Source organism: Streptomyces sp. NPDC052301 (assembly GCF_044593395.1).
GTDB lineage: Bacteria > Actinomycetota > Actinomycetes > Streptomycetales > Streptomycetaceae > Streptomyces.
In genome coordinates this window covers 474,859-496,261 of sequence record NZ_JBIUBE010000005.1, presented here as the reverse complement: position 1 = coordinate 496,261, position 21,403 = coordinate 474,859, and the positions used below count along the sequence as shown (strand labels likewise).

Genomic DNA, 21,403 nt, shown 5'->3' with positions numbered 1-21,403 from the left:
GCCACCGTCCATTGTCCCGCGCCGACGCAAGGGGGACCTGGGGCCGCCGGTTCACGCGGCGTCCGGACGGGTGGGCCAGGACGGCGTGGTCCGCCTCCCGGGCGTCGCGGGGGCTGTGACCAGGGGCCGCCTCCGGCGGCGTGCCGCGGCACGGATCGCCGCTGCCGCGGCGGGCGGGCGGTACCGGGCGGGCGCCCGCCGGTGTGGGGCCGTTCGTCATGGCCGCCAGTTCACGCGGTGCTCGGACAGGTGGGCCAGGATCGCGTGATTCGCTTCCCAGCCGTCCGGGAACTTCACCACGGTGCCCAGCTGGACCGGTTCCGTGGACGGGTAGTCGTCCAGCAGGTCGCCCACGCCGGCCCGGCAGACCACGATGCACGCGTGGCGGTGCCGGGAGGCCAGCACGCACAGGCGGCCCGTCTCGAGGTGGAAGGCGGTGGCGTCGGGGCGGCCGGAGAGCGGGTGCAGGACCACCGTGACGTCGTACTCGCGGCCCTGGAGGCGGTTCGCGGTGTCGACCGTCACGTCCGTCACCCCGAGGTCGGCCAGAGCCGCGCGGACCGCCGCCGCCTGGTCGCGGTGGGCGGTGCCGACGGCGACGCGGTCGGCGGTGAGCGGGGTGGGGTCCGGTGAGCGCTCCGAGACCGCCGCCCCGCCGCGGTCCAGCAGCCGGCGTACGACCGCCGCCACCGCCCGCACCGCCTCCGGATCCGTGCGCGGGGTGTGCCGGGCGGGCAGCTCCAGCAGACCCCAGCCGGACTCCGCCGCCTCGTCGATCACCTGGTCCGGCCCCGAGCCGTCCGAGGGGACCGCGAAGGTCAGGCGCCGGTCGCCGTGGTCCGTGCCGCTGCGGAACGGCGTGTACGGATAGAACGCGTCCGAGACCAGCGGGGCCGCCGAGGCCGGCAGGCGCCAGGAGACCGGCAGACGGTGCTGGGGCAGGCCCGGGTTGTGGGCCAGGAGCGTCGTCACGGCCGAGGCCGACGGGTCGTACGACAGGCCCGCCCACTGCTCGCTGCCCACGATCGCGAACGGATCCAGCTGCCCCGGGTCGCCGACGAACAGCGCCCGCTCGAACAGGCCCGCCACGGCCAGCAGGGAGTCGGAGCGCATCTGGTACGCCTCGTCCACGATCGCGTGCCGCCACGGCTCGTCCACCTTCACGTGCGCCCACTTCGCGGCCGTGGACAGGACCACCGGGAGGCCGTTCAGGTCGGCCGCCTTCGCCGACGTGCGCACCTGCGGCAGGTCGTCCAGCGCCTTGTCGTACGGGTCGCTGTCGCTGCTGTGCAGCCGGCCGACCGGCAGCTCGGGGTCCTTCTCGGCCAGGCGCAGCACCAGGTCGTCCACCTGCGCGTTCGTCTGCGCCACCACCATCAGGGGGCGGCCCGCACCGGCCAGTTCCAGGGCCGCGCGGACCACCAGCGTGGACTTGCCGGCGCCCGGCGGGGAGTCCACGACCACGCCCCGCTCGGTGCCGTGCAGGGTGTCGTCGAGGATCGCGTCGGTGGCGCGGGCGGCAGCGGCTCCGGGGTCGAAGTCGACCGTCGTCACAGCACGTCCTCCTCGGTCACGGTGTCGGGCGCCTCCGGTACGGCCTCGCCCGGCGGGCCGCCGTGCGTCCACGGGGTCTCCTCCGGGTCGGGCAGCTTCGCCCCGCCCCGCTGCTCGTGCTCGAACAGCGTGAAGCAGATCCGGTCGCCCTTCTCGGGCACGGACCCGGGCTCCGGCTCCTTGCCCCGGCCCATCTTGTCCACGATCCGCAGCACCAGCGCACCGTCGCCGTCCAGGCCGACGAACTCCGCCGACTGCGGCTTGCCGCCCAGCGACCGGTACACCTTCGCCCGCTCCGCCAGATGCGGCCGGTCGTCCGTACGGACCGTCACCAGCGGGCGCGGGCTCGGCCGCTTGCTCTCGCTGTACGCCATCACGACGTCGGTCACCTCGCCCGCGAACGCCTCCCCGGCCAGCCGCCGCCCCGCCATCTCCAGCGGATCGTCCAGCGCCTCCTGCGCCTCCAGCCGGGCCTGCTCACGCTCGCGCGTGGCCAGCTTGTTCGCCGCCGTCACCGCGTCGTCCCGGCGCGGCTGCGGCGGCTCCCCGGCCAGCACCCGGTCCCGGTGCCCGGTGAACGACCAGCGGTCCCGGGTCCAGCGCTCCTCGACATGCGCGCCCTCGGGCAGCGCCCGCAGCAGGTCCAGGCCCCGCCACATCGCGTCCCAGGTCGGCCGGGTGCGGCTCTCGACCAGGTCGCGGACCTCCCGCTCGGCCGCCGTGAGCGCGGCCAGCCGGTCGTCGGCGGCCAGGGCGTCCTCGGCGGCGGCGAGGGCGGTGCGCGCCCGGTCGTACCGCTCGATCGCCGGCGCCAGCAGCCTGTTGTCGAACGCCGGGTCGGTGGCCGGGCCGGCCGGTGGACACAGCAGCTGCCCGGCCGCGTCCCGCGCCAGCTCGGCCCGGCGCGCGGCCTCCGCGCCGGAGAGGTCCCCGGGCGGGTCGATCCAGGCGAGCAGCGCGCCCAGGTGCTGGTCCTCCAGACCGGACTGGCCGGTCGCCCAGTGCCGGGCCAGCACCTCGGTCAGGGCGAGCAGCAGCGAGGATCCGGGGACCCGGGCCCGCTCGCCGTAGTGGGTCAGCCAGCGGCCGAGCAGCGGCACCCGGGGCGGCGCCGGATGGGGCGCCTCCGGGTCCTGCTCGGCGGTCCGGCGGAACCGCATCGAGCGGCCCAGCAGCCGTACGAACTCAAGGCCCGCGCGGCTCGGCACGATCAGCTGGGGCGCGTCCGCGCACAGCTCCACCTCGACCTTGACCCGCTTGCCGGTCTCCGGGTCGGTCTCGGTGCGCTCGGCCGCCTCCACCGACTCGGCGTAGGAGTCGATGTACGGCAGGACGACGTCGGCGAGTTCGGCCAGGAACGCGAAGCGCAGATCGCGGTCGCGCGGCTGCGGTACGACCAGCAGGCGCGGGGCGTCCCGGTCCGTGCCGACCAGCGCGCCGAGCGGGGCACCGGCCTCACCGGCGGTGGTGAGCGGCACGAACACCAGCGGGCGGTCGGCCAGATGCCGGTGCCGGACGGTCGCGGCGGGCTGGGCCCGGCCGCTGCCGACCGCCTCGAGGCGGGCGAGCGTGGTGATCAGGGACATACGGCCACCCCCGCATCCGCCAGCGCCTCCGCGCGCAGGGCGGCGGCCCGGCGCAGGGCCGCCACCGCAGGGTCGTCCGGGTCGCCGCTGAGGCCGCGGGCCGCCGCGAGGACCTCCTCGACCGTGCCCAGACCGCCCAGCTCGGCGCGCAGCGGGCGGCCGAGGCGGGTGACGGCACCCGCCTCGCGGGACCGCTCCCGGCAGTGGAAGGCCAGCTCGCACGCGGACAGGCACTCGGGCGCGTACGCCGCCGGCACCGCCTCCACGGCCGCCGTCAGCTCCGCTGGGTCCCGGTCGGGCCCGAAGCAGAGCCCCTCCGGCAGCGAGCCTGCGATCTCCTCGATCCGGGTCAGCCGGGCCAGCTGGCGTGCGGTGACCGCGCGCTGCTTGCGGACGTCCACGGGACAGGCGGCGGGCAGGTTGGAGAAGTCCTTCGGGCACACCAGCAGCACCCGGTGCCGTACGCGCGGGGCCGGATCGAGGCGGGCGGCGACCTCCTCCAGGGCCAGCACGTACACCGCCGACTGCCGTGCCGCGGCGCCGACCTTCGCCGGGTCCGCGGAGCCGTCCAGCATCGGGAAGGACTTGATCTCCACCACCGACCAGCTGCCGTCGGGGTGCACCACCACCGCGTCCGGCTCCAGGAAGGCGAGCGAACCGGCCACGTCCAGGGCGAGCATCGGATGGTCCAGCAGCGTCCAGCCGCCTGCCTGCGTGGCCTCCCGCAACGCAAGTGCCGTACGGGCCGTACGCCCTTCGGGGCCCTGTGCGGTCAGGTCGGGGACGGAGGCACCCTCCGGCGGCTCGGCGCCCGGGTCGAGGCGGGCGTGCACGAGCCGCAGCAACTCGGCGCCGCCGTCGGCCTTCACCTTCGCCTCGAACGCGTTCCCGCGCGTCAGCGCGAACTGCGACTGCCCGAAACCGGACGGTGCGCCCAGCGCGCTCGCCAGCCGCGCCTTGTCCACCCCGGCGCCGTCCAGGATCGCCCGCCGCGCGCACCCGGGGTTCGCGGCGAGCGCCGCCAGGGCGCGCGCGTCCAGGGGTCTGGCGGGCACGTCGGGACCGCGCAGCTCAGCGAGCCGGTGCCGGAGTCCCCTCTCCCGCGTCGCTGGGGGAGGCGTCCGGGTCGGCTGCGGCGTCGAGCTGCGACTCGCGCTGCCGTGGAATTCGCTCACCCGCGGAAGTCTGGCATCCGGCACTGACAAACGGGGAACCCGAGTCCTCCGGGACCGGTGCGGTGCGCGGGAACAGCCGGTCCCGGACCCGGTCCGCCGCCCGCATCACCGGCGCCGCCAGCAGGAGTCCGACGCCCATCACGGCGACCCCGGCGACCGCGTCCAGGAAGTAGTGGTTGGCGGTGCCCATGACCACGAGCGCGGTGCCCAGCGGGTAGACCACGCCGAAGACCTTCGCCGCCCGCGTGCCGCCGTACCGCCACAGCATGACCCCGCACCACAGCGCCCAGCCGACATGCAGACTCGGCATGGCCGCGTACTGGTTGGTCATCCCGCCCATGCCGCGCGGCGCACTGGCGTCGCCGCCCCACCAGCCGTACGAGCTGTAGTGGGCCATCGTGTCGACGAAGCCGTGGTCGGCGGAGAGCAGCCGGGGCGGGCAGGTCGGCAGCAGGGTGAAGCCGATCAGGCCGATGAACGTGGACGTCATCAGCCAGGTGCGGACCGCCCGGTAGTGCTCCGCGCGGGCCCGGAACAGCCAGACCAGGACGGCGGGCGTGACCAGGTAGTGCAGCGAGGCGTACCAGAAGTCGGCGGGGACGCCGAGCCACGGCTCGCGCGTGAACAGACGGTTCAGCGGGTGCTCGGCGTTCAGGTGCAGCAGCTTCTCGAGGCGCAGGATCGCCAGGCCGTGGTCGACGGCGCCGGCGACGTCACCGCGCGCCAGGAGACGGCCGGCCGAGTAGCAGCCGTAGACCAGCAGGATCAGCGGCAGCTCGGTCCACCACCGCAGCCGGGTACGGGGGGTCACCTCGGTGCCCGGTGTCTCGGTCTGCGGCATCCGATTCGCCCTCCCCCTTCTGCCTTCTGCTGCGGTCGCCCGCCCGGCGGGCGACCGCACCACTTTACGGTGTGCGTACTTCGCCCATGAGGGGTGCTCCGCCCCGGGAAGACGCCGAGATCGCCCGCCGGGTTGCCCGGAGTGGGCGTGAGCGATGATGGAGGGGTCTCGTCCTGTTGTTCCCGTGACGTCCGTTCGACGTCCACCTCCCGGAAAGGTCCCCCATGGCACCGCGCATCCTGCTGGCCCGGCACGGACAGACGGAGTGGTCGTTGTCCGGCAAGCACACCGGCAGGACCGACGTACCGCTGCTGGAGGAGGGTCGGCGCGGGGCCAAGCTGCTCGGGGAGCGGCTGCACCGGGCGCCGTACGACGGCCTGCCGGACGTGGAGGTGCGGACCAGCCCGCTGGTACGCGCGCGTGAGACGTGCGAACTCGCCGGGTTCGGCGAGCGGGCCGAGTCCTGGGACACGCTGATGGAGTGGGACTACGGGGCGTACGAGGGGATGACGCCGGCCGAGATCCAGGCCGTGCGGCCGGGGTGGCTCATCTGGCGCGACGGGGTGCCGGAGGGGGAGAGCATCGCCGAGATGACCGCGCGGGCGGACGAGGCGGTGTCGTGGGCGCGGTCGGCCGACCGCGACGTGCTGGTCTTCGCCCACGGGCACATGCTTCGTTCCATCGGCGCCCGCTGGCTGGGGCTGCCGCTCTCCTTCGGCTCACGCCTGCGACTGAACCCGACCTCGCTGTCCGTTCTGGGCTGGGCCTACGGGGAGCCGGCGATCCACAGCTGGAACGACGTGGGGCACTTGGCGGGGTGGGAACCCGCCGCGGCGCGAACGTCGTCCGGCACGAGCTGACCGACCCGGGCCGGGAAGTGTCCGACATCCCGTGGGTTCTCCGGACGCGCGCTGAGCTCGCCCCCGTGGCCAAGGGGTTCTTGGGCGAGGGGCAGGTCACGGCGCCGGGGTGTCAGTCAGTCCGCTGGCGTCACCATTGCAGGAATAATCGATGATGTCAGTGAGAGGACTGTAGTAGTTGGGCAGATTTCGGTAGTGCTGCTCGGCGAATTTTCCGTACGCGGCGAGGCGTGCATCGCTTGCATGACTTGCCAGATCGATGACGCTGCGCCACTTGTCGACATTGGCGGCGTATGCCGCATCGCCCATGTCCGCCACTTGCGTCCGAAGCGGCAATGCCTGCTCGCAGACTTCGCGATTGCTTACACTGCCCGCACTGTCCGAGGAAAAAGAATCGGCCAGCAAGTAGCCGCAGAGAGACAGCAGGGCTGCCACTGCGGCCGCAATCGCCAGTAAGGATATGCGTGCAGTGCGCGTGTTGTTGATCGTCAGCGGCCCCAGGGAGATCTGGGACTTGCCCAGTCTGTTCCCACTTCCCAGTACCACGCTGTGGGCGATCGTGCTCGGTTGATGGACTGGTGGAGGCCCCGCGACGGCTGCAGCCAGCTGAGCTCGGAAAGTGCTGTCGGCGGCGATTTCCCTTTCCAGAACGGCCCGTAAGGCGTTGGCGGCTGCCACCTCTGAGGGATTCTCCTCGACTTGCGCCAGAACCGAACGGCCTTCCTGCGAACCGACGAGTCTTCGGCGAACGAGATCGATAACCAGCGTCGCGGCCCCGCTTGCGATGCCGGTAGCGGCGCTGTCGGACGCCTTGGTGAAAATGTCTACAACGGTTGATAACAGGCCATTTGAGTCCATGACGCCCCTTCCCTGATTTCCCGTCGTCCGATTCTCATCGCAGAGGTGAGGCTGTAGCAAGAGCATGTCGATCCTGCGTCGTCACGGCAGGCCGTCACCATCGGCGCGTAGGGAGCGGGGATCGGCGGGTCGCGGCGCACTCCTTCGGTGGCAGGGTCGGGAGGGTGCCACGCCCTCGAGGGGCGACCGAGATTGTCCTGTGCGGAGAGGCGGGCGGGTCGCCTGCGGCAGCAGAGAGCCGCGGCGAGTCCCGGAAAGGCGAGGTGGTCGACGTCCCCCTTGCCCGCTGGACTCGACGCCTTTGCAGGCGATGCACCGAAGCAGGGCGGCAGAGCCCGCCGGGCGAACCCGCTGACCAGGACGTGGACGATGGCAGCGGACAGCGCCTCGTCAGGCGTGTCCACGAACCCGCCCCGCACGAGGTCGACGAAGCCTCACCGCACAGGACACGGCCTAAGCCCGCGCGGCCCGTGGCGTGGACGCGTGCCGGTCCAGGAAGTCGGACACCCCCGACGCCCGCCGATGCGGCAGCAGCACCCGGGCCGTGCCCGCCAGCATGCTCTGGATGCGGGAGGACTGGACCTGGTCCAGCAGGGCGAGGACACGCAGCCCGGCAGCCGCCGCCTCGTCGGGACGGCCCTCGCGGGCCAGGTCGTCGGCCAGTTCCGCCGTGTACAGCGCGATGTTGCGGGTGAAGTGCGGGTCCTGCAGATGCGCCGCACGGCGCGCGTGCCGGGACGCGCGCCGCCAGTCACCCAGCGTGGACCAGCACTGCGCCTCGAGTCCCTCCAGCTCGGCCTCGCCGTAGAAGCTCATCCACTCGGGGTCGGCCTCCGAGTGCCCTCGCTCGAACAGCGCCTGCGCCCGGACGAGTGCCTGTTCGCAGCCGGTGCGGTCGGCGAGCCCCGCCCAGCCGCCCGCCTCCCGCAGGGCGAGCAGGGACATCAGCCGCGCGGAGCCCAGGGGGCGTGCGGCGCGCTGGGCGGCCTGCGCCGCGCGCACCGCCTCCCGGGGCCGGCCGGCGTCCCGCGCCAGGAACGCGGTGTTGCAGAAGGCGTGTGCCTCCAGCCCCGGGTCCCCGGTCATGCGGGCGGTGGCCAGCGCCTCGGCGTAGTGCGAGCGGGCGTCGTCGTAGCGGCCGGAGTCGTGCGCCAGCCAGCCCACGGAGATGGCGAGTTCACCGGCGCCCGCGTGCAACCGGTCCGCGGTGGTCTGCCGGGTCGCACCGGCGTCCAGCAGCGCGTAGGCGGCGCGCAACGGAGCCGCCGCACGCCGGTAGAGGCCGTCCGCGCCGTGCCGGTCGTCGAGCAGCCGGATGCGGCGGACGGCCTCCTCCAGGGCCGCCGCCTCGGGGGTTCCGGGCCGGCGCGACGGCCGGACCGCGGCCGTCGCGTCCGTGGTGGGCCGCAGCGGGCCCAGCGTGGCGGCGGCCACCGTGGCGCCGCCGCCGGTCATGAATGCGCGACGCAGCACGTCGCTCTCCTCGTGGTTCAGTTGGTCGTTCTCATGCGGGTCATACGGCTCGAAGGCCCCCGGTGACTCACCCGGCGCGCCACCGGGCGGCGCACCGGCGGCCGGCGCCGGGTCCGCGTCCGGGGTCGCGCGGGCCGCCCGTCCGCGGACGGACGAGCGGGGCGCGAAGCCGAGGTCGGTGAGCGCGCGACCGGGAAACATGTGCATGAACACCCGCTCGTACGCGTAGTTGGGGCAGCGGATCTCACCCGCCTCGACCCTGCCGACGTAGCGCGCGTCACAGCTCACCCGCTCACCGATCTCGCGCGCGGCACGGCGTACCAGTGCCGCGAACTCGGCCGGTGAACGACTGCCGCGCAACTGCCGGAAGGCGAGGTTCGGCCGGGGTGGCCGTTCGGGCTGTGACGCGGTCTCGGTTGACGACGCCATGGCCGGGTCCTCTCGTGCGAACCGTCGAACCATGCCGGTGCCGGGGCGGATCCGTGACGAGTTGTCCCGGTGACGCCCTGGTTCCGGCGGGCATGAACGTACCTGCTGTGAAGGACCCGCCACGCTGTGTTTGGCTACAAACCGGATATCTCATCCACGATCTGCCATGAAGTGCCATCCTTTGCGGCGCACTTGTGCCGTAGCCGTTGACGCCGTCGCGCGTTGGACTCCATGGACCGCAACAGGGCTGTGTGGTGGAGGCCGGCATGGAGACCAGCCAGAGCAACGAACCTTGTCCTACGGCGCCGTCGCCGGTGGGCGACGCGGTGTGCGACCTCGTGACCGTGCCGACCCGGCAGGGCCTGGAGGCGGTCGACATCCTGCGCCGCGGGGACGCGGTCGGTCCCGTGCTCCACGACGACGGCTGCGGCACGCTCGGCTTCCTGGTGCCGGCCGGCACGGCGGCCGGCTGGGACGTACCGGGCAGCACCTGCACCGAGACGAACGGCCGCGGCCTGAGGCTGAACCCCGGGCCGCCGGTCGAGGGCTCCGACTGGCTGCTGCCGCCCGGCGAGGCCGACCTCGCCACCGATCCGGTGGTGCTGCGCCGGGCCCTCGGGGAGGCGGCGCGGCTGATCGAGGCGGCCGACAACTGCCGCTGACGCACCCGCCCGGGTCACCTGCGAAAATGGACGGATGGGCAGGTCCAGGAACACCCGGCGCAGGTCGGCCGCCGTCGAAGCCGTCGTCGAGACGGTCGACGGGGGGCTCGCACAGCTCGTACCCGACCCGGACCGGGACCGGGCCTGGACCCTGCTGATCGACGGGGCGCCCCAGTCGCACGTCGACCTGGACGACCCCGGACACCTGTCCTTCGAGTACCAGCGCCGCCTCGGCCATGTCATCGACCTCGCCGCCCCGCCCGGCAAGCCCGTGCACGCCGTCCACCTCGGCGGCGGGGCGTTCACCCTCGCCCGGTACGTCGCCGCCACCCGCCCCCGCTCCACCCAGCAGGTCGTCGAACGGGACGCGGCCCTGGTCCAACTGGTCCGCCGCGAGCTGCCCCTGGACCCGAACGCGCGCATCCGGGTGCGCTCGACGGACGCCCGCGCGGGGCTGGCCAAGGTGCCCGACGGCTGGGCCGACCTGGTCGTCGCCGACGTCTTCAGCGCCGCCCGCACCCCCGCCCACCTCACCTCCGTCGAGTTCCTGGACGAGGTCCGCCGCGCCCTGAGACCCGGCGGCGTCTACACCGCCAACCTCGCGGACGGCCCACCGCTCGCCCACCTGCGCGGCCAGATCGCCACCGCCGCCGCCCGGTTCGGCGAACTCGCGCTGATCGCCGACGCGGCCGTCCTGCGCGGCAAGCGCTTCGGCAACGCGATCCTGGTCGCCTCCGACCATCCGCTGCCGCTCGCCGAACTCACCCGCCGCGCCGCCACCGACCCGCATCCGGGCCGGGTGGAACACGGCAGGCAGCTCTCCGACTTCACCGGCGGGGCCACCCCCGTGACGGACGCGGTGGCGGTCGCCTCCCCGGCCCCGCCGCCCTCGGTGTTCCAGTGAGCGCCCGCCCCGGTCAGTAGGTGCCGATCTCCACGTGCGGCGGCCCGTCGTGCCAGGTGCAGAACACCGACACCCGGTCGGTGCCCCGGCTGAACTCCACCCGGATCCAGGTCTCGGTCTTCCACACCTGCATCGACCAGCCGGTCCCCGGGGTCGCCGAGACGAGCGTGGCGCTGGACGCGCCCAGCTCGAACACCGCCCGGCCGCCGTCGGTGTCGTAGGCCTTGACCTGCCCGGACGCCGGCGCGGATGTGCTCGCGGTGGGGGATGGAGTGGTGCCGTGGGCCGGGGTGCGGGCCCGGGTGGGTGCGGGCGGCCTGCTCGACGGCGTCCGGGCCGGGGTCGGGGACGGCAGGGGCCTGGAGCGCTGCGCGGTGGTGTCGGCCGCGGTGACCGGCAGGGCGCGCGGCGGGTCGTAGGCCGTCCCCGTCATCACCGTGTGCACGCCCCACCACGACAGCGTGACCGCCGCTCCCGTCGCGAGCAGCCACGCCAGTACGTGTACGAGTCCTCTGCGCATCGCGGGCCATACTGCCTCAAGGGACACACCGGTTGTCCACAGGGGCCGGGTTGTCCACAGGTCCCGGACCGGTGCGGGCCGCATGGCGTACGGTGCGGCGCATGGCAAGTGTGCTCGTGGTCGAGGACGACCAGTTCGTCCGCTCGGCGCTCATCCGGCATCTGACCGACGCCTCGCACATGGTGCGCAGCGTCGGTACGGCGCTGGAGGCGCTGCGCGAGGTCGCCCATTTCCGTTTCGACGTGGTCATCCTGGACCTCGGACTGCCCGACCTGGACGGCTCCGAGGCCCTGAAGATGCTGCGCGGCATCACCGATGTGCCGGTCATCATCGCCACCGCCCGGGACGACGAGACGGAGATCGTGCGGCTGCTGAACGCGGGGGCGGACGACTATCTCACCAAGCCGTTCTCCGTCGAGCACCTGTCGGCGCGGATCGCGGCCGTGCTCCGCCGCGCCCGCTCGGCGGGCGGCGAGGCCCCGCCGTCCAGCGTCCTGCGGGTCGGCGGCCTGACCGTCGACCCGCTGCGCCGCCAGGCCGAGCTGGACGGCGTCCGGCTCGACCTGACCCGCCGCGAGTTCGACCTGCTCGCCTTCCTCGCCGGGCGCCCGGGGGTGGTCGTCCCGCGCAAGGAACTCCTCGCCGAGGTCTGGCAGCAGTCCTACGGCGACGACCAGACGATCGACGTACATCTGTCCTGGTTGCGCAGGAAGTTGGGGGAGACGGCCGCGCGGCCCCGCTATCTGCACACGCTGCGGGGCGTCGGCGTGAAGCTCGAACCTCCGGTCGACGCGGGCGACGGGGAGCCGGTGCGATGAGATGGGCCCTGGTCAAGGTCTGCCTGGCGGTGACCACGATGGTCGTGGTCGCGTTCGCCGTCCCGCTCGGCCTGGTCGTCAAGGAGATGGCCCGCGACCGGGCGTTCTCGAACGCCGAGCGGCAGGCCGCCGCGGTCGCGCCCGCCCTGTCCATCACCACCGACCGGGAGAAGCTGGAGCGGGTGGTGGCCTCCGCAGGTGACGGCTCCGAAATGGCGGTGCACCTGCCGGCCGACGGCGGCCGGGCCGCGCTGGACCTCGGCCGGCAGCGCGCCGCCGACTCAGACATACGCGCCGTGCGGAAGCTGGGCCGCGCCTCCACCACGGCCGTCTCCGGCGGCTCCACGCTGCTGCAGCCGGTGGCGCTCGGCTCCGGCTCGATCGCGGTGGTCGAGGTGTACGTGCCCGAGTCCGAGGTGACCAACGGCGTCGGCACGGCCTGGGCGGTCCTCGCGGCCGTCGGTCTCGCGCTGATCGTCGGTTCGGTCGCGGTCGCCGACCGGCTCGGGGTGCGCATGGTGCGGCCCGCCCGGCGGCTGGTCGAGGGCGCGCACGAACTCGGCGAGGGCAAGCTGGGCGCCCGGGTGCCGGAGGACGGGCCGACCGAGCTGAGACTGGCGGCGGTCGCGTTCAACTCCATGGCCGACCAGGTGGTCCAACTGCTCGCCAACGAGCGCGAGCTGGCCGCCGACCTGTCGCACCGGCTGCGCACCCCGCTCACCGTGCTGCGGCTGAACGCGGCCTCCCTGGGCGCCGGACCCGCCGCCGAGCAGACCCGGACCGCCGTCGCGCAGCTGGAGCGCGAGGTCGACACCATCATCCGTACGGCCCGGGAAGCCAAGCCGCAGACCGCCGCGGCCGGACCGGGCGCCGGGTGCGACGCGGCGGAAGTGGTCCGCGAACGCATGGAGTTCTGGTCCGCGCTCGCCGAGGACGAGGGCCGCAAGTGGCGGGTGGCCGGTGTCGAGCGGCCGGTGCGCATACCCGTCGCCCGCGCCGACCTGGCCGCAGCGCTGGACGCGTTGCTCGGCAACGTCTTCCGGCACACCGCCGAGGGCACCGCCTTCGCGGTCGACGTGCACAACGGCGAGGACGCGGTGATCGTGCTGGTCTCCGACGCGGGCCCCGGCATACCCGACCCGGACGCGGCGATGGCCCGCGGGCGCGGCTCCGGGAACACCGGCTCCACCGGCCTGGGCCTGGACATCGTGCGCCGGCTCGCCGAGGCCACCGGCGGCGACGTCCGCATCGGCGCCTCGGTGCTGGGCGGCACCGAGGTGCGGATCTGGTTCCAGCTGGACGGGCGGAAGCCGGTGAGACGGGGACACCGGAGCGCGGTGCGCAGACGCCGGTCGGGCAAACCGGTCCCCACTGGTCTCGACCATTAACCGCCCCCGATCCCTTCCTTAAGCGAACCCTAAGGTCTGCAACGGGCGTCCGGATCAAGCCGTTTGCCCGATTCCCGGCCGCTAGCGTGCTCCCGCACCTCACCCCCGTGAACAGCGAAGGCAGGCACGCGCATGAGCACGCACCGGCGCAGGATCAGTGGCAGGGACAAGGCGATAGGCGGCCTGGTGGCCGCCGCCGTGGTCGGTGGCGGCGCGGTCCTGCTCACCGGCACCGCGAACGCGGCCGGGGTGAACGCCGCCTACACCAAGACCAGCGACTGGTCCTCCGGCTACACCGCGCAGTACGTCGTCACCAACAACAGCCCCCAGACCGAGAAGACCTGGACGCTGGAGTTCGACCTGCCGGCGGGCGCCACGCTCGGCTCCCTGTGGAACGGCGAGTCCGGCGTGAGCGGCGGGCACGTCACCGTGAAGCCCGCGAAGTGGGACACCGCCGGGCTGGCCCCCGGCAAGTCGGTGACCGTCGGCTTCGTCGTCAACGGCAGCGGCGACCCGACGGGCTGTCGTATCGACGACACCCGGTGCTCCGCGGACGACGGCGCCACCCCCGAGCCCAGCGGCCGTCCCACCGCGACCAGGTCGCCGGCACCCACCGCCACACCGGGCAACAGCGCCACGCCGACCAAGAGCGCCACCCCCTCACCGACCAAGAGCGCCACCCCCACCCCGAGCGCCTCCCGGACGACCGGCTCCGGCACGGGGTCCGGCACCACCACCTCCGCCGGATTCGCCCCGTACGTCGACACCTCGCTCTACCCGGCCTTCGACCTCCTCGGCGCCGCCGACGCCACCGGCGTGAAGACCTACAACCTCGCCTTCGTCACCGACGGCGGCGGCTGTACCCCCAAGTGGGGCGGGGTCACCGACCTGAACAGCGACGGCGTGGCCGCGCAGATCGGTTCGCTGCGCGCCGAGGGCGGTGACGTCCGGGTCTCCTTCGGCGGTGCCTCCGGCTCGGAGCTGGCCACCACCTGCACCTCCGCGGACGCGCTGGCCGCCGCCTACGGCAAGGTGATCGACGCCTTCAAGCTGACCAAGGTCGACTTCGACGTCGAGGGCGGCGCACTGCCCAACACAGCGGCCAACACCCGACGCGCCCAGGCCATCGCCAAGCTCCAGGCCCAGCACCCGGACCTGGACGTCTCCTTCACCCTCCCGGTGATGCCCGAGGGCCTCACCCAGGACGGCGTCAACCTGCTGTCCGACGCCAAGTCGAACGGCGTGAAGACCGGCACCGTCAACATCATGGCGATGGACTACGGCCCCGCGTACAGCGGTGACATGGGCAGCTACGCCGAACAGGCCGCCACCGCCACCCAGGCCCAGGTCAAGAGCGTGCTCGGGCTGTCCGACTCCGCCGCCTGGAAGACCGTGGCCGTCACCCCGATGATCGGCGTCAACGACGTCTCCTCCGAGGTCTTCAAGGTCGACGACGCCACCCAGCTGGCGGACTTCGCCAAGTCCAGGGGGCTCGGCGGGCTCTCCATGTGGTCCGCGGCCCGTGACAAGAGCTGCGACGGCGGCGCGAAGAACTCCGCCGACCCGACCTGCAGCTCGGTCGTCCAGGACAAGTTCGCGTTCTCCAAGGCGTTCCACGCCTTCGGCTGACCCGACACCGACGGGCCCCTGAACCGGGGCGTGGCACTCCGGGGGGAATGCCACGCCCCTTCGGGCATGCTCAGACGGCCGGCTCCACCGGTGGCAGCGTCCCCGTCCGCGCCGCCTGCGCGTACCAGTGGGCACTCGACTTCGGGGTCCGCTCCAGCGTCGCGTAGTCCACGTAGACCGCGCCGAACCGCTTGCCGTAGCCGTACGCCCACTCGAAGTTGTCCATCAGGGACCACAGGTAGTAGCCGCGCACGTCGGCGCCGTCCGCGATCGCGCGCCGCACCGCCGCCAGATGGCCGTGCAGGTAGGCGATGCGCTCGGGGTCGTGGACGCGGCCGTCGGGGTCGGGCTTGTCGTCGTAGGCCGCCCCGTTCTCGGTGATGTACAGGGGCAGCCCGGGGGCCTCGCGCGTGTACCGCGTGATCAGGTCGTACAGGCCCGTCGGATCGATCGTCCAGCCCATCTCCGTGCGCTCGCCGGGCGTCTGGTGGAACAGCACGTCGTCGGCGCCCGGCCAGGGCGAGTGGTCGCTGGCCCCGTGGCCGTCCGCCCGGGGACCCTTCACCGTGTCCGACGCGGCCGACACCAGGGCGGGCGTGTAGTAGTTCAGGCCCAGCGCGTCCAGCGGGGTCCTGATCGTGCGCAGATCGCCGTCGAGGACGTGGGACCAGTCCGTCACCGACGTCGTCGCCGCGAGCAGCGACTCGGGGTAGGCGCCGTGCAGCATCGGACCGTGGAAGACGCCGTTGGCCAGGTCGTCGATCCGGCGGGCCGCCGTCAGGTCGGCCGGGTCCTGCGTAAGGGGCCGTACGACCGAGGAGTTGAGGCTGATCGCGATCTGGTTGCGGGCCGGCATCGCCGCGCGCAGCGCCGAAGCGGCGAGCCCGTGGCCGAGGTTGAGGTGGTGGGCGGCGCGCAGGGCGGCGGCCGGGTCGGTGCGGCCGGGGGCGTGCACACCCGAGCCGTAGCCCAGGAAGGCGCTGCACCAGGGCTCGTTGAGGGTGATCCACTGCTCCACCCGGTCGCCCAGCGCCCCGCCGACGAGCTGCGCGTACTCGGCGAACCGGAACGCGGTGTCCCGCTCCGGCCAGCCGCCCGCGTCCTCCAGCTCCTGCGGCAGATCCCAGTGGTACAGGGTGAGCGCCGGCCTGATGCCGTGGGCGAGCAGCTCGTCCACCAGCCTGCGGTAGAAGTCCAGGCCCCGCTGGACCGCCGGCCCCCGGCCCGTCGGCTGCACCCGGGACCAGGAGACCGAGAAGCGGTAGGCGTTCAGGCCCAGCTCCGCCATCAGCGCCACGTCCTCGCGGTAGCGGTGGTAGTGGTCGACGGCCAGGTCACCGGTCTCCCCGCCTGCCGTCCTGCCCGGCGTATGGCTGAAGGTGTCCCAGATCGAGGGGGTGCGGCCGTCCTCCCGCACCGCCCCCTCGATCTGGTACGCCGAGGTCGCGGCGCCCCAGAGAAAGGCGGGAGGAAAGGTCACGGAGGAAACGGAGTCAGGCATGGAAGCGCTCCCAAGGGGGTCGTGGAAGACCGACGGAGTAGGTGGGGGAGAGGCAAGGAGAAGAAGGAAGAGGAGGGGAGGAGAAGGGAGAGGGAGGGCTGAGGAGAGAGGGGCCGGAGCGGGGGTGGCCCGGCCCCTGGCGGGAGCGGCGGGTCAGCCCTTGACCGCGCCCTGCATGATCCCGCCCACGATCTGCTTGCCGAACAGCAGGAACGCCAGCAGCAGCGGCAGGGTGCCGAGCAGCGCGCCCGCCATGATCACCGCCTGGTCCGGGACGTAGCCGGTGCCGAGCGAGTTCAGCGCCACCTGCACGGTCGGGTTCTGCTGGTTCAGGGCGATGATGGGCCACAGGAAGTCGTTCCAGGCGAACACGAACGTCAGCAGGCCCAGCACGGCCATCGCCGGACGCGCCGCCGGGAAGACCACGTGCCAGATGACCCGCAGGCTGCTCGCCCCGTCCACCCGGGCCGCCTCGATCAGCTCCGTCGGCAGCGCCTGCACCAGGTACTGGCGCATGAAGAACGTGCCGAACGCGGTCACCAGGCTCGGCAGGATCACCGTCTGCAGCTGGTTGGACCAGCCGAGGTCCGACATCCACAGGTACAGGGGGACGACGGCCAGTTGCGGCGGGATCATCATCGTGCCGATGGTCAGCAGCAACAGCAGGCCGGAGAACCGGAACCGCAGCTTGGCGAAGGCGAACCCGGCCAGCGTGGAGAACAGCACCGTGCTGATCGTGATCGTGCCCGCCACGATCACCGAGTTGAACATCGCGGTGCCGAGCCCGGCCTGGTCCCAGGCGGTCTGCAGGTTCTCGAACAGGTTGCCGCCGAACCACAGTGGCGGCGGGGTCTCGGCCAGGCGCCGGTCGGTGCGCGAGGCCGCGATCGCCGTCCACACCAGCGGAGCCAGCGACACCAGGGCGAAGACGGTCAGCACGACATACGTCACCGGACCCGCGTGCAGCTGCTTGCCCGCGCCCAGTACCCGGCGCCGGCGCTCCTTGCCCGCGGTCGCCGAAAGGGTCAGTTCACTGGTCGTCATTGGGACTTCCTCAGCCGTCGGGTGAGCAGCAGGTTGACCGCGGCGATGATCAGCAGGAGCAGGAACATCGACCAGGCGATCGCGGACGCCTTGCCGAGGTTGCCGATGATCCAGCCCTGGTCGTACATGTACAGACCGAGCGTCTGGTACTGGTGCTCGGAGCCGCCCTTGGAGCCGCTGACCCCGCCGAACAGCAGCGGTTCACCGAACAGCTGGGTCGCGCCGATGGTGGAGACGACCACCGTGAACAGGATCGTCGGCCGCAGCTGCGGGATGGTGACGTGCCGGAACTGCTGCCAGCGGTTGGCGCCGTCGATCGCCGCCGACTCGTACAGGTCCGTCGGGATCGCCTGCATCGCGGCCAGATAGATCAGCGCGTTGTACCCGGTCCACCGCCAGATCACGATGGACGACACCGCGAACTGCGAACCCCAGTCGGACTCACGCCAGTTGACCGGGCCGATCCCGAGGAAGTGCAGGATCCAGTTGACCATGCCGCCGTCCCACGAGTACAGCAGCGTGAACACCAGGGTCGCCGCGGCCACCGAGGTGGCGTACGGGGTCAGCATCACCACCCGCCACACGGTCGAACCGCGCAGCTTGTAGTTCAGCAGGTGGGCGAGGCCGATGGCCGCGAGCAGTTGCGGAACGGTCGAGATGACCCCGATGCTCAGGGTGTTCTTCAGGGCGTTCCAGAAGAAGTCCGACGTCCACAGGTTCTTGTAGTTGTCCAGGCCCGCCCAGGTCTGGTGGTCCAGCGAGGACAGCTGCACGGTGTGCAGCGAGTACCAGGCTGTGTACAGCAGCGGGACCAGGGTGAAGGCCCCGAACAGCAGGAAGAAGGGAGAGACGAACGCGTACGGCGACGCCTTCATGTCCCAGCGGTAGAGCCGGCTGCGCCAGGAGTCGGCGCCCGCCGGCGCACCGCGACCGTGAGCGCCCCGGGCCGCGCCCGGCGGGGTGCCGGGCGCGGCGTCGGCGCTCGCCGCGGGGTGCGCGAGAGCCTCTTTGGAGCTGGTCACTGGCCGAGCACGTCCTTGATCTCGTTCTTCGCGGCGTCCCAGCCCTGCTCGGGCGACTTGCCCTTCTGCTCGACCTGGAGGATGCCGACGTCGCTGATGGCGTTGTCGATCGGCTTGTCCTTCGGGCCGAGGGGCTGCGAGGGGATGGTCTTCGCCGAGTCGGAGAAGATCTGGGTGAGCGGGGCGTTCGAGAAGTACGCCGTGGTGTCGGCCTGCGGCTTCAGGCTCGCGTACACCGACGGGGTGGACGGGAAGCTGGCCTGCTTGGCGAAGACCTTCGCCTGCTGCTCGGGCGCGGTCAGCCACTTCGCCAGCGCGACGGCCTCCTTCTGGTGCTTGGTCGCGGTCGGCACGCCGAGGAAGGAGCCGCCCCAGTTGGACGCCGCCGGGGCCGCCGCCACGTCCCACTTGCCCTTGCCGGAGTCACCGGACTTCTGCTCGATGTAGCCGATCATCCAGGCCGGGCAGGCGACGGAGGCGAAGGTGGCGTTGGCGAAGCCCTGGTCCCAGGTCGGGTCGAACTGCTTCAGCTTCGCCGACATGTCGCTGGTCGCGACGCTCATGGCGGCGTCCCAGGCCTTCTTCACGCCGTCGGACCTGTCCCAGACGACGTTGCCGTCCTTGTCGTAGTACCGCTCGCTCGCGCCGCCCACCGCCGCGTTGTAGACGGAGGAGGCCGAGTCCACGAACTTGGTGCCCTTGGGCGCCTTCTTCATGTACTGCTTGCCGACGTCGACGTACTTGCTCCAGTCGCCCTTCCACATCTCGGCGAGCTTGGTCCGGTCGGTGGGCAGCCCGGCCTTCTGGAACAGGTCCTTGCGGTAGCAGATGGCCATCGGCCCGGTGTCGGTGCCGAGCCCGATGAGTTTGCCGTCCTTGGTGGTGGCCTGCGCGAGCTTCCAGTCCAGCCACTGCGACTTGTCGACCTCCTTGCCGAGGTCCACGAACTTGTCGGCCTGGGTCTGCACGGCCTCGGTGATGTTGCCGATCTCGATGGCCTCGATGTCGTCCGTGCCGGAGCCGGCCTGGAGGCGGGTGAGCACCTTCGGCCAGTACACGTCGGTCCGCGTGGTGACGTTCTCCTTGATGGTGATGTCCGGATGGAGCTTCATGTACTCGTCGTAGAGGCCGGCCTGCTTGTAGCCGAAGACGCCGAAGGTGCCGATGGTCAGCGTGGTCTTGCCCTTGCCGCTGCCGTTGCCACCGGAGCTGTCCGACGAGCCGTCGTCCGAGTCCTTGGCGCAGCCGGCCAGCAGCCCCGTGGTCAGGGCGGCGACGGCCGCGAGGGCCATCAGCCGCTGGGACCGGCGGATGCTCGTGCGCATTGCGTCCTCCTGTTGCCTGACGTGCCGACCCCCCGGCCAACTGCATGGAATTGGGCCCGTTCGTACTCGCTGCGGCTCGGGCGGGGAACGTGCGGGACATGTATGTGTGAGGTACTGTGGGAGCGCTCCCACAAGTGACGTGTTGAAGAGTCGTCGGTTCGGCGCGGGGTGTCAAGGGAGCGGACGCGCAGTGATGCGTTCGGTTATCCGAGCGTTAGCCGGCCGCTGCCGGAAGCCCAGAGCCACCCGTTGCTCTGGCCAGGACTGTTAGATTCCAGCCAGCCGGATTTGGTGTCGAGGGAGGCGGAGCCGATGGCAAGCCACGGAGCGCGGAGCCGGAGCGGGGGGCGGCCCACGCTCGAGGAGGTCGCCGCCCGGGCCGGGGTCGGCCGGGGCACGGTCTCGCGGGTGATCAACGGCTCGCCCCGGGTCAGTGACGCCACCCGCGCCGCGGTCGAGGCGGCGGTCGCCGAGCTCGGCTACGTCCCCAACACGGCGGCCCGCGCCCTCGCGGCGAACCGCACCGACGCCATCGCCCTCGTCGTCCCCGAGCCGGAGACCCGGTTCTTCGCGGAGCCCTACTTCTCGGACATGCTGCGCGGAGTCGGCGGCGAACTCTCCGACACCGAGATGCAGTTGCTGCTGATATTCGCGGGCAGCGACCGTGAGCGGCAGCGCCTCGCCCAGTACCTCGCGGCCCACCGGGTGGACGGCGTGCTGCTGGTCTCGGTCCACGCCGACGACCCGCTGCCCGATCTCCTGGCCCAGCTGGAGATCCCGGCCGTGATCAGCGGCCCGCGCTCGGCCGGGGAGACGCTCGCCTCGGTCGACTCCGACAACTACGGCGGTGGCCGCTCGGCGGTGGAGCACCTGCTGGCCCGGGGCCGCAGCCGTATCGCGCACATCACCGGCCGCCTCGACGTCTACGGCGCCCAGCGCCGCGTCGACGGCTACCGCGCCGCCCTGCGCGCCGCGGGCCGGACCGTGGACGAAGGCCTCGTCGAAGCCGGTGACTTCACCGAGGAGGGCGGCCGGCGGGCCATGTCCGTGCTGCTGGAGCGGCACCCCGACCTGGACGCGGTCTTCGCCGGGTCGGACGTGATGGCGGCCGGTGCCCGCCAGGTGCTGCGCGAGGCGGGCCGCCGCATCCCGGACGACGTGGCGCTGATCGGCTACGACGACTCGGCCATCGCCCGCCACATGGACCCCCCGCTCACCAGCGTCCGCCAGCCCATCGAGGAGATGGGCCGGGCGATGATCGACCTCCTCCTTGCGGAGATTGCCGACCGCCGCCCTGCGGTGTCCCGGGGCCTGGAGCGACGGCACGCGGTGCTGCCCACGGAGCTGGTGACGCGGGCGTCGACGTGAAGCGGTCCGCGCGCGGGGGCGGGGGAGGAGGGTCCGGCGGTCCGGCCTCGGAGAGGAGCACGCTCAGCGCCTGCCGGAGACGAGCGGCCGGTCCGCCAGGTTCATGGCGTGGGGCTGCGCGATCACGGCGATGACCGTGCCGGGGTGATGAGGGGCGTCCCTGCGCGGCCGTGGACCGCCGTCCAGCCCCGCTCCAGCAGGTCGAAGGCCGCGTCGACGGCGGCGAAGCGGTCGGGGGCCGTGGCGCCGAGGGCGCGGGACTCCGGGGTCAGATGGGCCAGGGCCGCGCAGGCCGGGTCGCCGGCGGGGGCGCCCGCGTCGACGGCGATCGCCTCGGCCAGGGCGCGTTCGTGCCGCATCCACATGCGCCGGTGGTACTCCACGAGCGCCGGCGTGCTGGTGACCAGCCGCTGGAAGGCGGCGATCTGCTCGTCGTACTCGGGCTT

19 protein-coding genes are annotated in these 21,403 nt (G+C 72.6%); 7 read left to right on the top strand and 12 right to left on the bottom strand.

All coding sequences use genetic code 11. From position 1 onward, the window contains the following. Positions 1 to 216: 216 nt before the first annotated feature. From ACIHEJ_RS16690 to ACIHEJ_RS16675, 4 genes are read right to left on the bottom strand one after another with little or no spacing between them, the layout of a single operon-like run. Positions 217 to 1,554, bottom strand: coding sequence for an AAA domain-containing protein (locus ACIHEJ_RS16690; RefSeq protein WP_400135640.1), 1,338 nt, complete (start codon positions 1,552 to 1,554; stop codon positions 217 to 219). Further along, positions 1,551 to 3,140 carry a hypothetical protein gene (locus tag ACIHEJ_RS16685; protein WP_400135638.1) on the bottom strand — a complete coding sequence of 530 codons (1,590 nt, stop codon included), beginning with the start codon at positions 3,138 to 3,140 and terminating at the stop codon, positions 1,551 to 1,553. The genes ACIHEJ_RS16690 and ACIHEJ_RS16685 overlap by 4 nt, the downstream gene beginning before the upstream one ends. Then, the gene (locus ACIHEJ_RS16680) at positions 3,131 to 4,315 is read right to left on the bottom strand and encodes a hypothetical protein (protein WP_400135636.1); all 1,185 of its coding nucleotides are present in this window, start codon (positions 4,313 to 4,315) and stop codon (positions 3,131 to 3,133) included. Before ACIHEJ_RS16680 ends, ACIHEJ_RS16685 begins: the two co-directional genes overlap by 10 nt. Further along, on the bottom strand, positions 4,212 to 5,156 hold the full coding sequence (locus ACIHEJ_RS16675) for a phosphatase PAP2 family protein (protein ID WP_400135635.1): 945 nt from the start codon (positions 5,154 to 5,156) through the stop codon (positions 4,212 to 4,214). Before ACIHEJ_RS16675 ends, ACIHEJ_RS16680 begins: the two co-directional genes overlap by 104 nt. A gap of 224 nt (positions 5,157 to 5,380) precedes the next feature. Between ACIHEJ_RS16675 and ACIHEJ_RS16670 the strand changes: the two genes are divergently transcribed. Further along, positions 5,381 to 6,016, top strand: coding sequence for a histidine phosphatase family protein (locus ACIHEJ_RS16670; RefSeq protein ID WP_400135634.1), 636 nt, complete (start codon positions 5,381 to 5,383; stop codon positions 6,014 to 6,016). A 96-nt stretch (positions 6,017 to 6,112) separates the two neighbouring features. On the opposite strand, the gene ACIHEJ_RS16665 is transcribed toward ACIHEJ_RS16670, so the two are convergent. Next, on the bottom strand, positions 6,113 to 6,874 hold the full coding sequence (locus tag ACIHEJ_RS16665; RefSeq protein WP_400135632.1) for a hypothetical protein: 762 nt from the start codon (positions 6,872 to 6,874) through the stop codon (positions 6,113 to 6,115). Between the two features lie 453 nt (positions 6,875 to 7,327). Then, on the bottom strand, positions 7,328 to 8,776 hold the full coding sequence (locus ACIHEJ_RS16660; protein WP_400135630.1) for a hypothetical protein: 1,449 nt from the start codon (positions 8,774 to 8,776) through the stop codon (positions 7,328 to 7,330). A gap of 266 nt (positions 8,777 to 9,042) precedes the next feature. Here ACIHEJ_RS16660 and ACIHEJ_RS16655 point away from each other — a divergent pair, with 266 nt between their 5' ends. Then, entirely contained in the window at positions 9,043 to 9,438 is a 396-nt protein-coding gene (locus tag ACIHEJ_RS16655) for a hypothetical protein (protein ID WP_400135628.1), read from the top strand. Positions 9,439 to 9,472: 34 nt separating this feature from the next. Then, the gene (locus ACIHEJ_RS16650; protein WP_400135627.1) at positions 9,473 to 10,342 is read left to right on the top strand and encodes a spermidine synthase; all 870 of its coding nucleotides are present in this window, start codon (positions 9,473 to 9,475) and stop codon (positions 10,340 to 10,342) included. Between the two features lie 13 nt (positions 10,343 to 10,355). Here ACIHEJ_RS16650 and ACIHEJ_RS16645 read toward each other — a convergent pair whose 3' ends face one another. Further along, positions 10,356 to 10,862 carry a hypothetical protein gene (locus tag ACIHEJ_RS16645; RefSeq protein WP_400135626.1) on the bottom strand — a complete coding sequence of 169 codons (507 nt, stop codon included), beginning with the start codon at positions 10,860 to 10,862 and terminating at the stop codon, positions 10,356 to 10,358. Positions 10,863 to 10,963: 101 nt separating this feature from the next. On the opposite strand from ACIHEJ_RS16645, the gene ACIHEJ_RS16640 reads away from it, so the two are divergent. From ACIHEJ_RS16640 to ACIHEJ_RS16630, 3 genes are all read left to right on the top strand, one after another. Then, positions 10,964 to 11,680, top strand: a complete 717-nt coding sequence (locus ACIHEJ_RS16640; protein WP_400135624.1) for a response regulator transcription factor — start codon at positions 10,964 to 10,966, stop codon at positions 11,678 to 11,680. Then, the gene (locus tag ACIHEJ_RS16635; RefSeq protein WP_400135622.1) at positions 11,677 to 13,068 is read left to right on the top strand and encodes a sensor histidine kinase; all 1,392 of its coding nucleotides are present in this window, start codon (positions 11,677 to 11,679) and stop codon (positions 13,066 to 13,068) included. The genes ACIHEJ_RS16640 and ACIHEJ_RS16635 overlap by 4 nt, the downstream gene beginning before the upstream one ends. A gap of 132 nt (positions 13,069 to 13,200) precedes the next feature. Next, positions 13,201 to 14,697, top strand: a complete 1,497-nt coding sequence (locus ACIHEJ_RS16630) for a cellulose binding domain-containing protein (RefSeq protein WP_400135621.1) — start codon at positions 13,201 to 13,203, stop codon at positions 14,695 to 14,697. 70 nt (positions 14,698 to 14,767) lie between these two features. Here ACIHEJ_RS16630 and ACIHEJ_RS16625 read toward each other — a convergent pair whose 3' ends face one another. The 4 genes from ACIHEJ_RS16625 to ACIHEJ_RS16610 form a co-directional block, all read right to left on the bottom strand. After that, positions 14,768 to 16,198 carry a GH1 family beta-glucosidase gene (locus ACIHEJ_RS16625; protein WP_400135619.1) on the bottom strand — a complete coding sequence of 477 codons (1,431 nt, stop codon included), beginning with the start codon at positions 16,196 to 16,198 and terminating at the stop codon, positions 14,768 to 14,770. A 153-nt stretch (positions 16,199 to 16,351) separates the two neighbouring features. Beyond that, positions 16,352 to 17,242 carry a carbohydrate ABC transporter permease gene (locus ACIHEJ_RS16620; RefSeq protein ID WP_400135617.1) on the bottom strand — a complete coding sequence of 297 codons (891 nt, stop codon included), beginning with the start codon at positions 17,240 to 17,242 and terminating at the stop codon, positions 16,352 to 16,354. Continuing rightward, entirely contained in the window at positions 17,239 to 18,264 is a 1,026-nt protein-coding gene (locus ACIHEJ_RS16615) for a carbohydrate ABC transporter permease (RefSeq protein WP_400135616.1), read from the bottom strand. The genes ACIHEJ_RS16620 and ACIHEJ_RS16615 overlap by 4 nt, the downstream gene beginning before the upstream one ends. Further along, a complete protein-coding gene (locus ACIHEJ_RS16610) occupies positions 18,261 to 19,589 on the bottom strand; it encodes an ABC transporter substrate-binding protein (protein ID WP_400135615.1) in 1,329 nt (442 codons plus the stop codon). The genes ACIHEJ_RS16615 and ACIHEJ_RS16610 overlap by 4 nt, the downstream gene beginning before the upstream one ends. A gap of 312 nt (positions 19,590 to 19,901) precedes the next feature. Between ACIHEJ_RS16610 and ACIHEJ_RS16605 the strand changes: the two genes are divergently transcribed. After that, on the top strand, positions 19,902 to 20,957 hold the full coding sequence (locus ACIHEJ_RS16605; protein ID WP_400135614.1) for a LacI family DNA-binding transcriptional regulator: 1,056 nt from the start codon (positions 19,902 to 19,904) through the stop codon (positions 20,955 to 20,957). A gap of 122 nt (positions 20,958 to 21,079) precedes the next feature. Here the strand turns inward: ACIHEJ_RS16605 and ACIHEJ_RS16600 are convergent, their stop codons facing one another. Beyond that, entirely contained in the window at positions 21,080 to 21,322 is a 243-nt protein-coding gene (locus ACIHEJ_RS16600) for a hypothetical protein (RefSeq protein ID WP_400135613.1), read from the bottom strand. Between the last annotated feature and the right edge of the window lie 81 nt (positions 21,323 to 21,403).

Bases quoted from the DNA above. Each gene is read 5' to 3' on its own strand.
- ACIHEJ_RS16685 (WP_400135638.1), bottom strand. From the start codon at position 3,140: ATGTCCCTGATCACCACGCTCGCCCGCCTCGAGGCGGTCGGCAGCGGC.
- ACIHEJ_RS16675 (WP_400135635.1), bottom strand. From the start codon at position 5,156: ATGCCGCAGACCGAGACACCGGGCACCGAGGTGACCCCCCGTACCCGG.
- ACIHEJ_RS16670 (WP_400135634.1), top strand. From the start codon at position 5,381: ATGGCACCGCGCATCCTGCTGGCCCGGCACGGACAGACGGAGTGGTCG.
- ACIHEJ_RS16665 (WP_400135632.1), bottom strand. From the start codon at position 6,874: ATGGACTCAAATGGCCTGTTATCAACCGTTGTAGACATTTTCACCAAG.
- ACIHEJ_RS16660 (WP_400135630.1), bottom strand. From the start codon at position 8,776: ATGGCGTCGTCAACCGAGACCGCGTCACAGCCCGAACGGCCACCCCGG.
- ACIHEJ_RS16655 (WP_400135628.1), top strand. From the start codon at position 9,043: ATGGAGACCAGCCAGAGCAACGAACCTTGTCCTACGGCGCCGTCGCCG.
- ACIHEJ_RS16650 (WP_400135627.1), top strand. From the start codon at position 9,473: ATGGGCAGGTCCAGGAACACCCGGCGCAGGTCGGCCGCCGTCGAAGCC.
- ACIHEJ_RS16645 (WP_400135626.1), bottom strand. From the start codon at position 10,862: ATGCGCAGAGGACTCGTACACGTACTGGCGTGGCTGCTCGCGACGGGA.
- ACIHEJ_RS16640 (WP_400135624.1), top strand. From the start codon at position 10,964: ATGGCAAGTGTGCTCGTGGTCGAGGACGACCAGTTCGTCCGCTCGGCG.
- ACIHEJ_RS16635 (WP_400135622.1), top strand. From the start codon at position 11,677: ATGAGATGGGCCCTGGTCAAGGTCTGCCTGGCGGTGACCACGATGGTC.
- ACIHEJ_RS16630 (WP_400135621.1), top strand. From the start codon at position 13,201: ATGAGCACGCACCGGCGCAGGATCAGTGGCAGGGACAAGGCGATAGGC.
- ACIHEJ_RS16625 (WP_400135619.1), bottom strand. From the start codon at position 16,198: ATGCCTGACTCCGTTTCCTCCGTGACCTTTCCTCCCGCCTTTCTCTGG.
- ACIHEJ_RS16620 (WP_400135617.1), bottom strand. From the start codon at position 17,242: ATGACGACCAGTGAACTGACCCTTTCGGCGACCGCGGGCAAGGAGCGC.
- ACIHEJ_RS16610 (WP_400135615.1), bottom strand. From the start codon at position 19,589: ATGCGCACGAGCATCCGCCGGTCCCAGCGGCTGATGGCCCTCGCGGCC.
- ACIHEJ_RS16605 (WP_400135614.1), top strand. From the start codon at position 19,902: ATGGCAAGCCACGGAGCGCGGAGCCGGAGCGGGGGGCGGCCCACGCTC.
- ACIHEJ_RS16600 (WP_400135613.1), bottom strand. From the start codon at position 21,322: ATGTGGATGCGGCACGAACGCGCCCTGGCCGAGGCGATCGCCGTCGAC.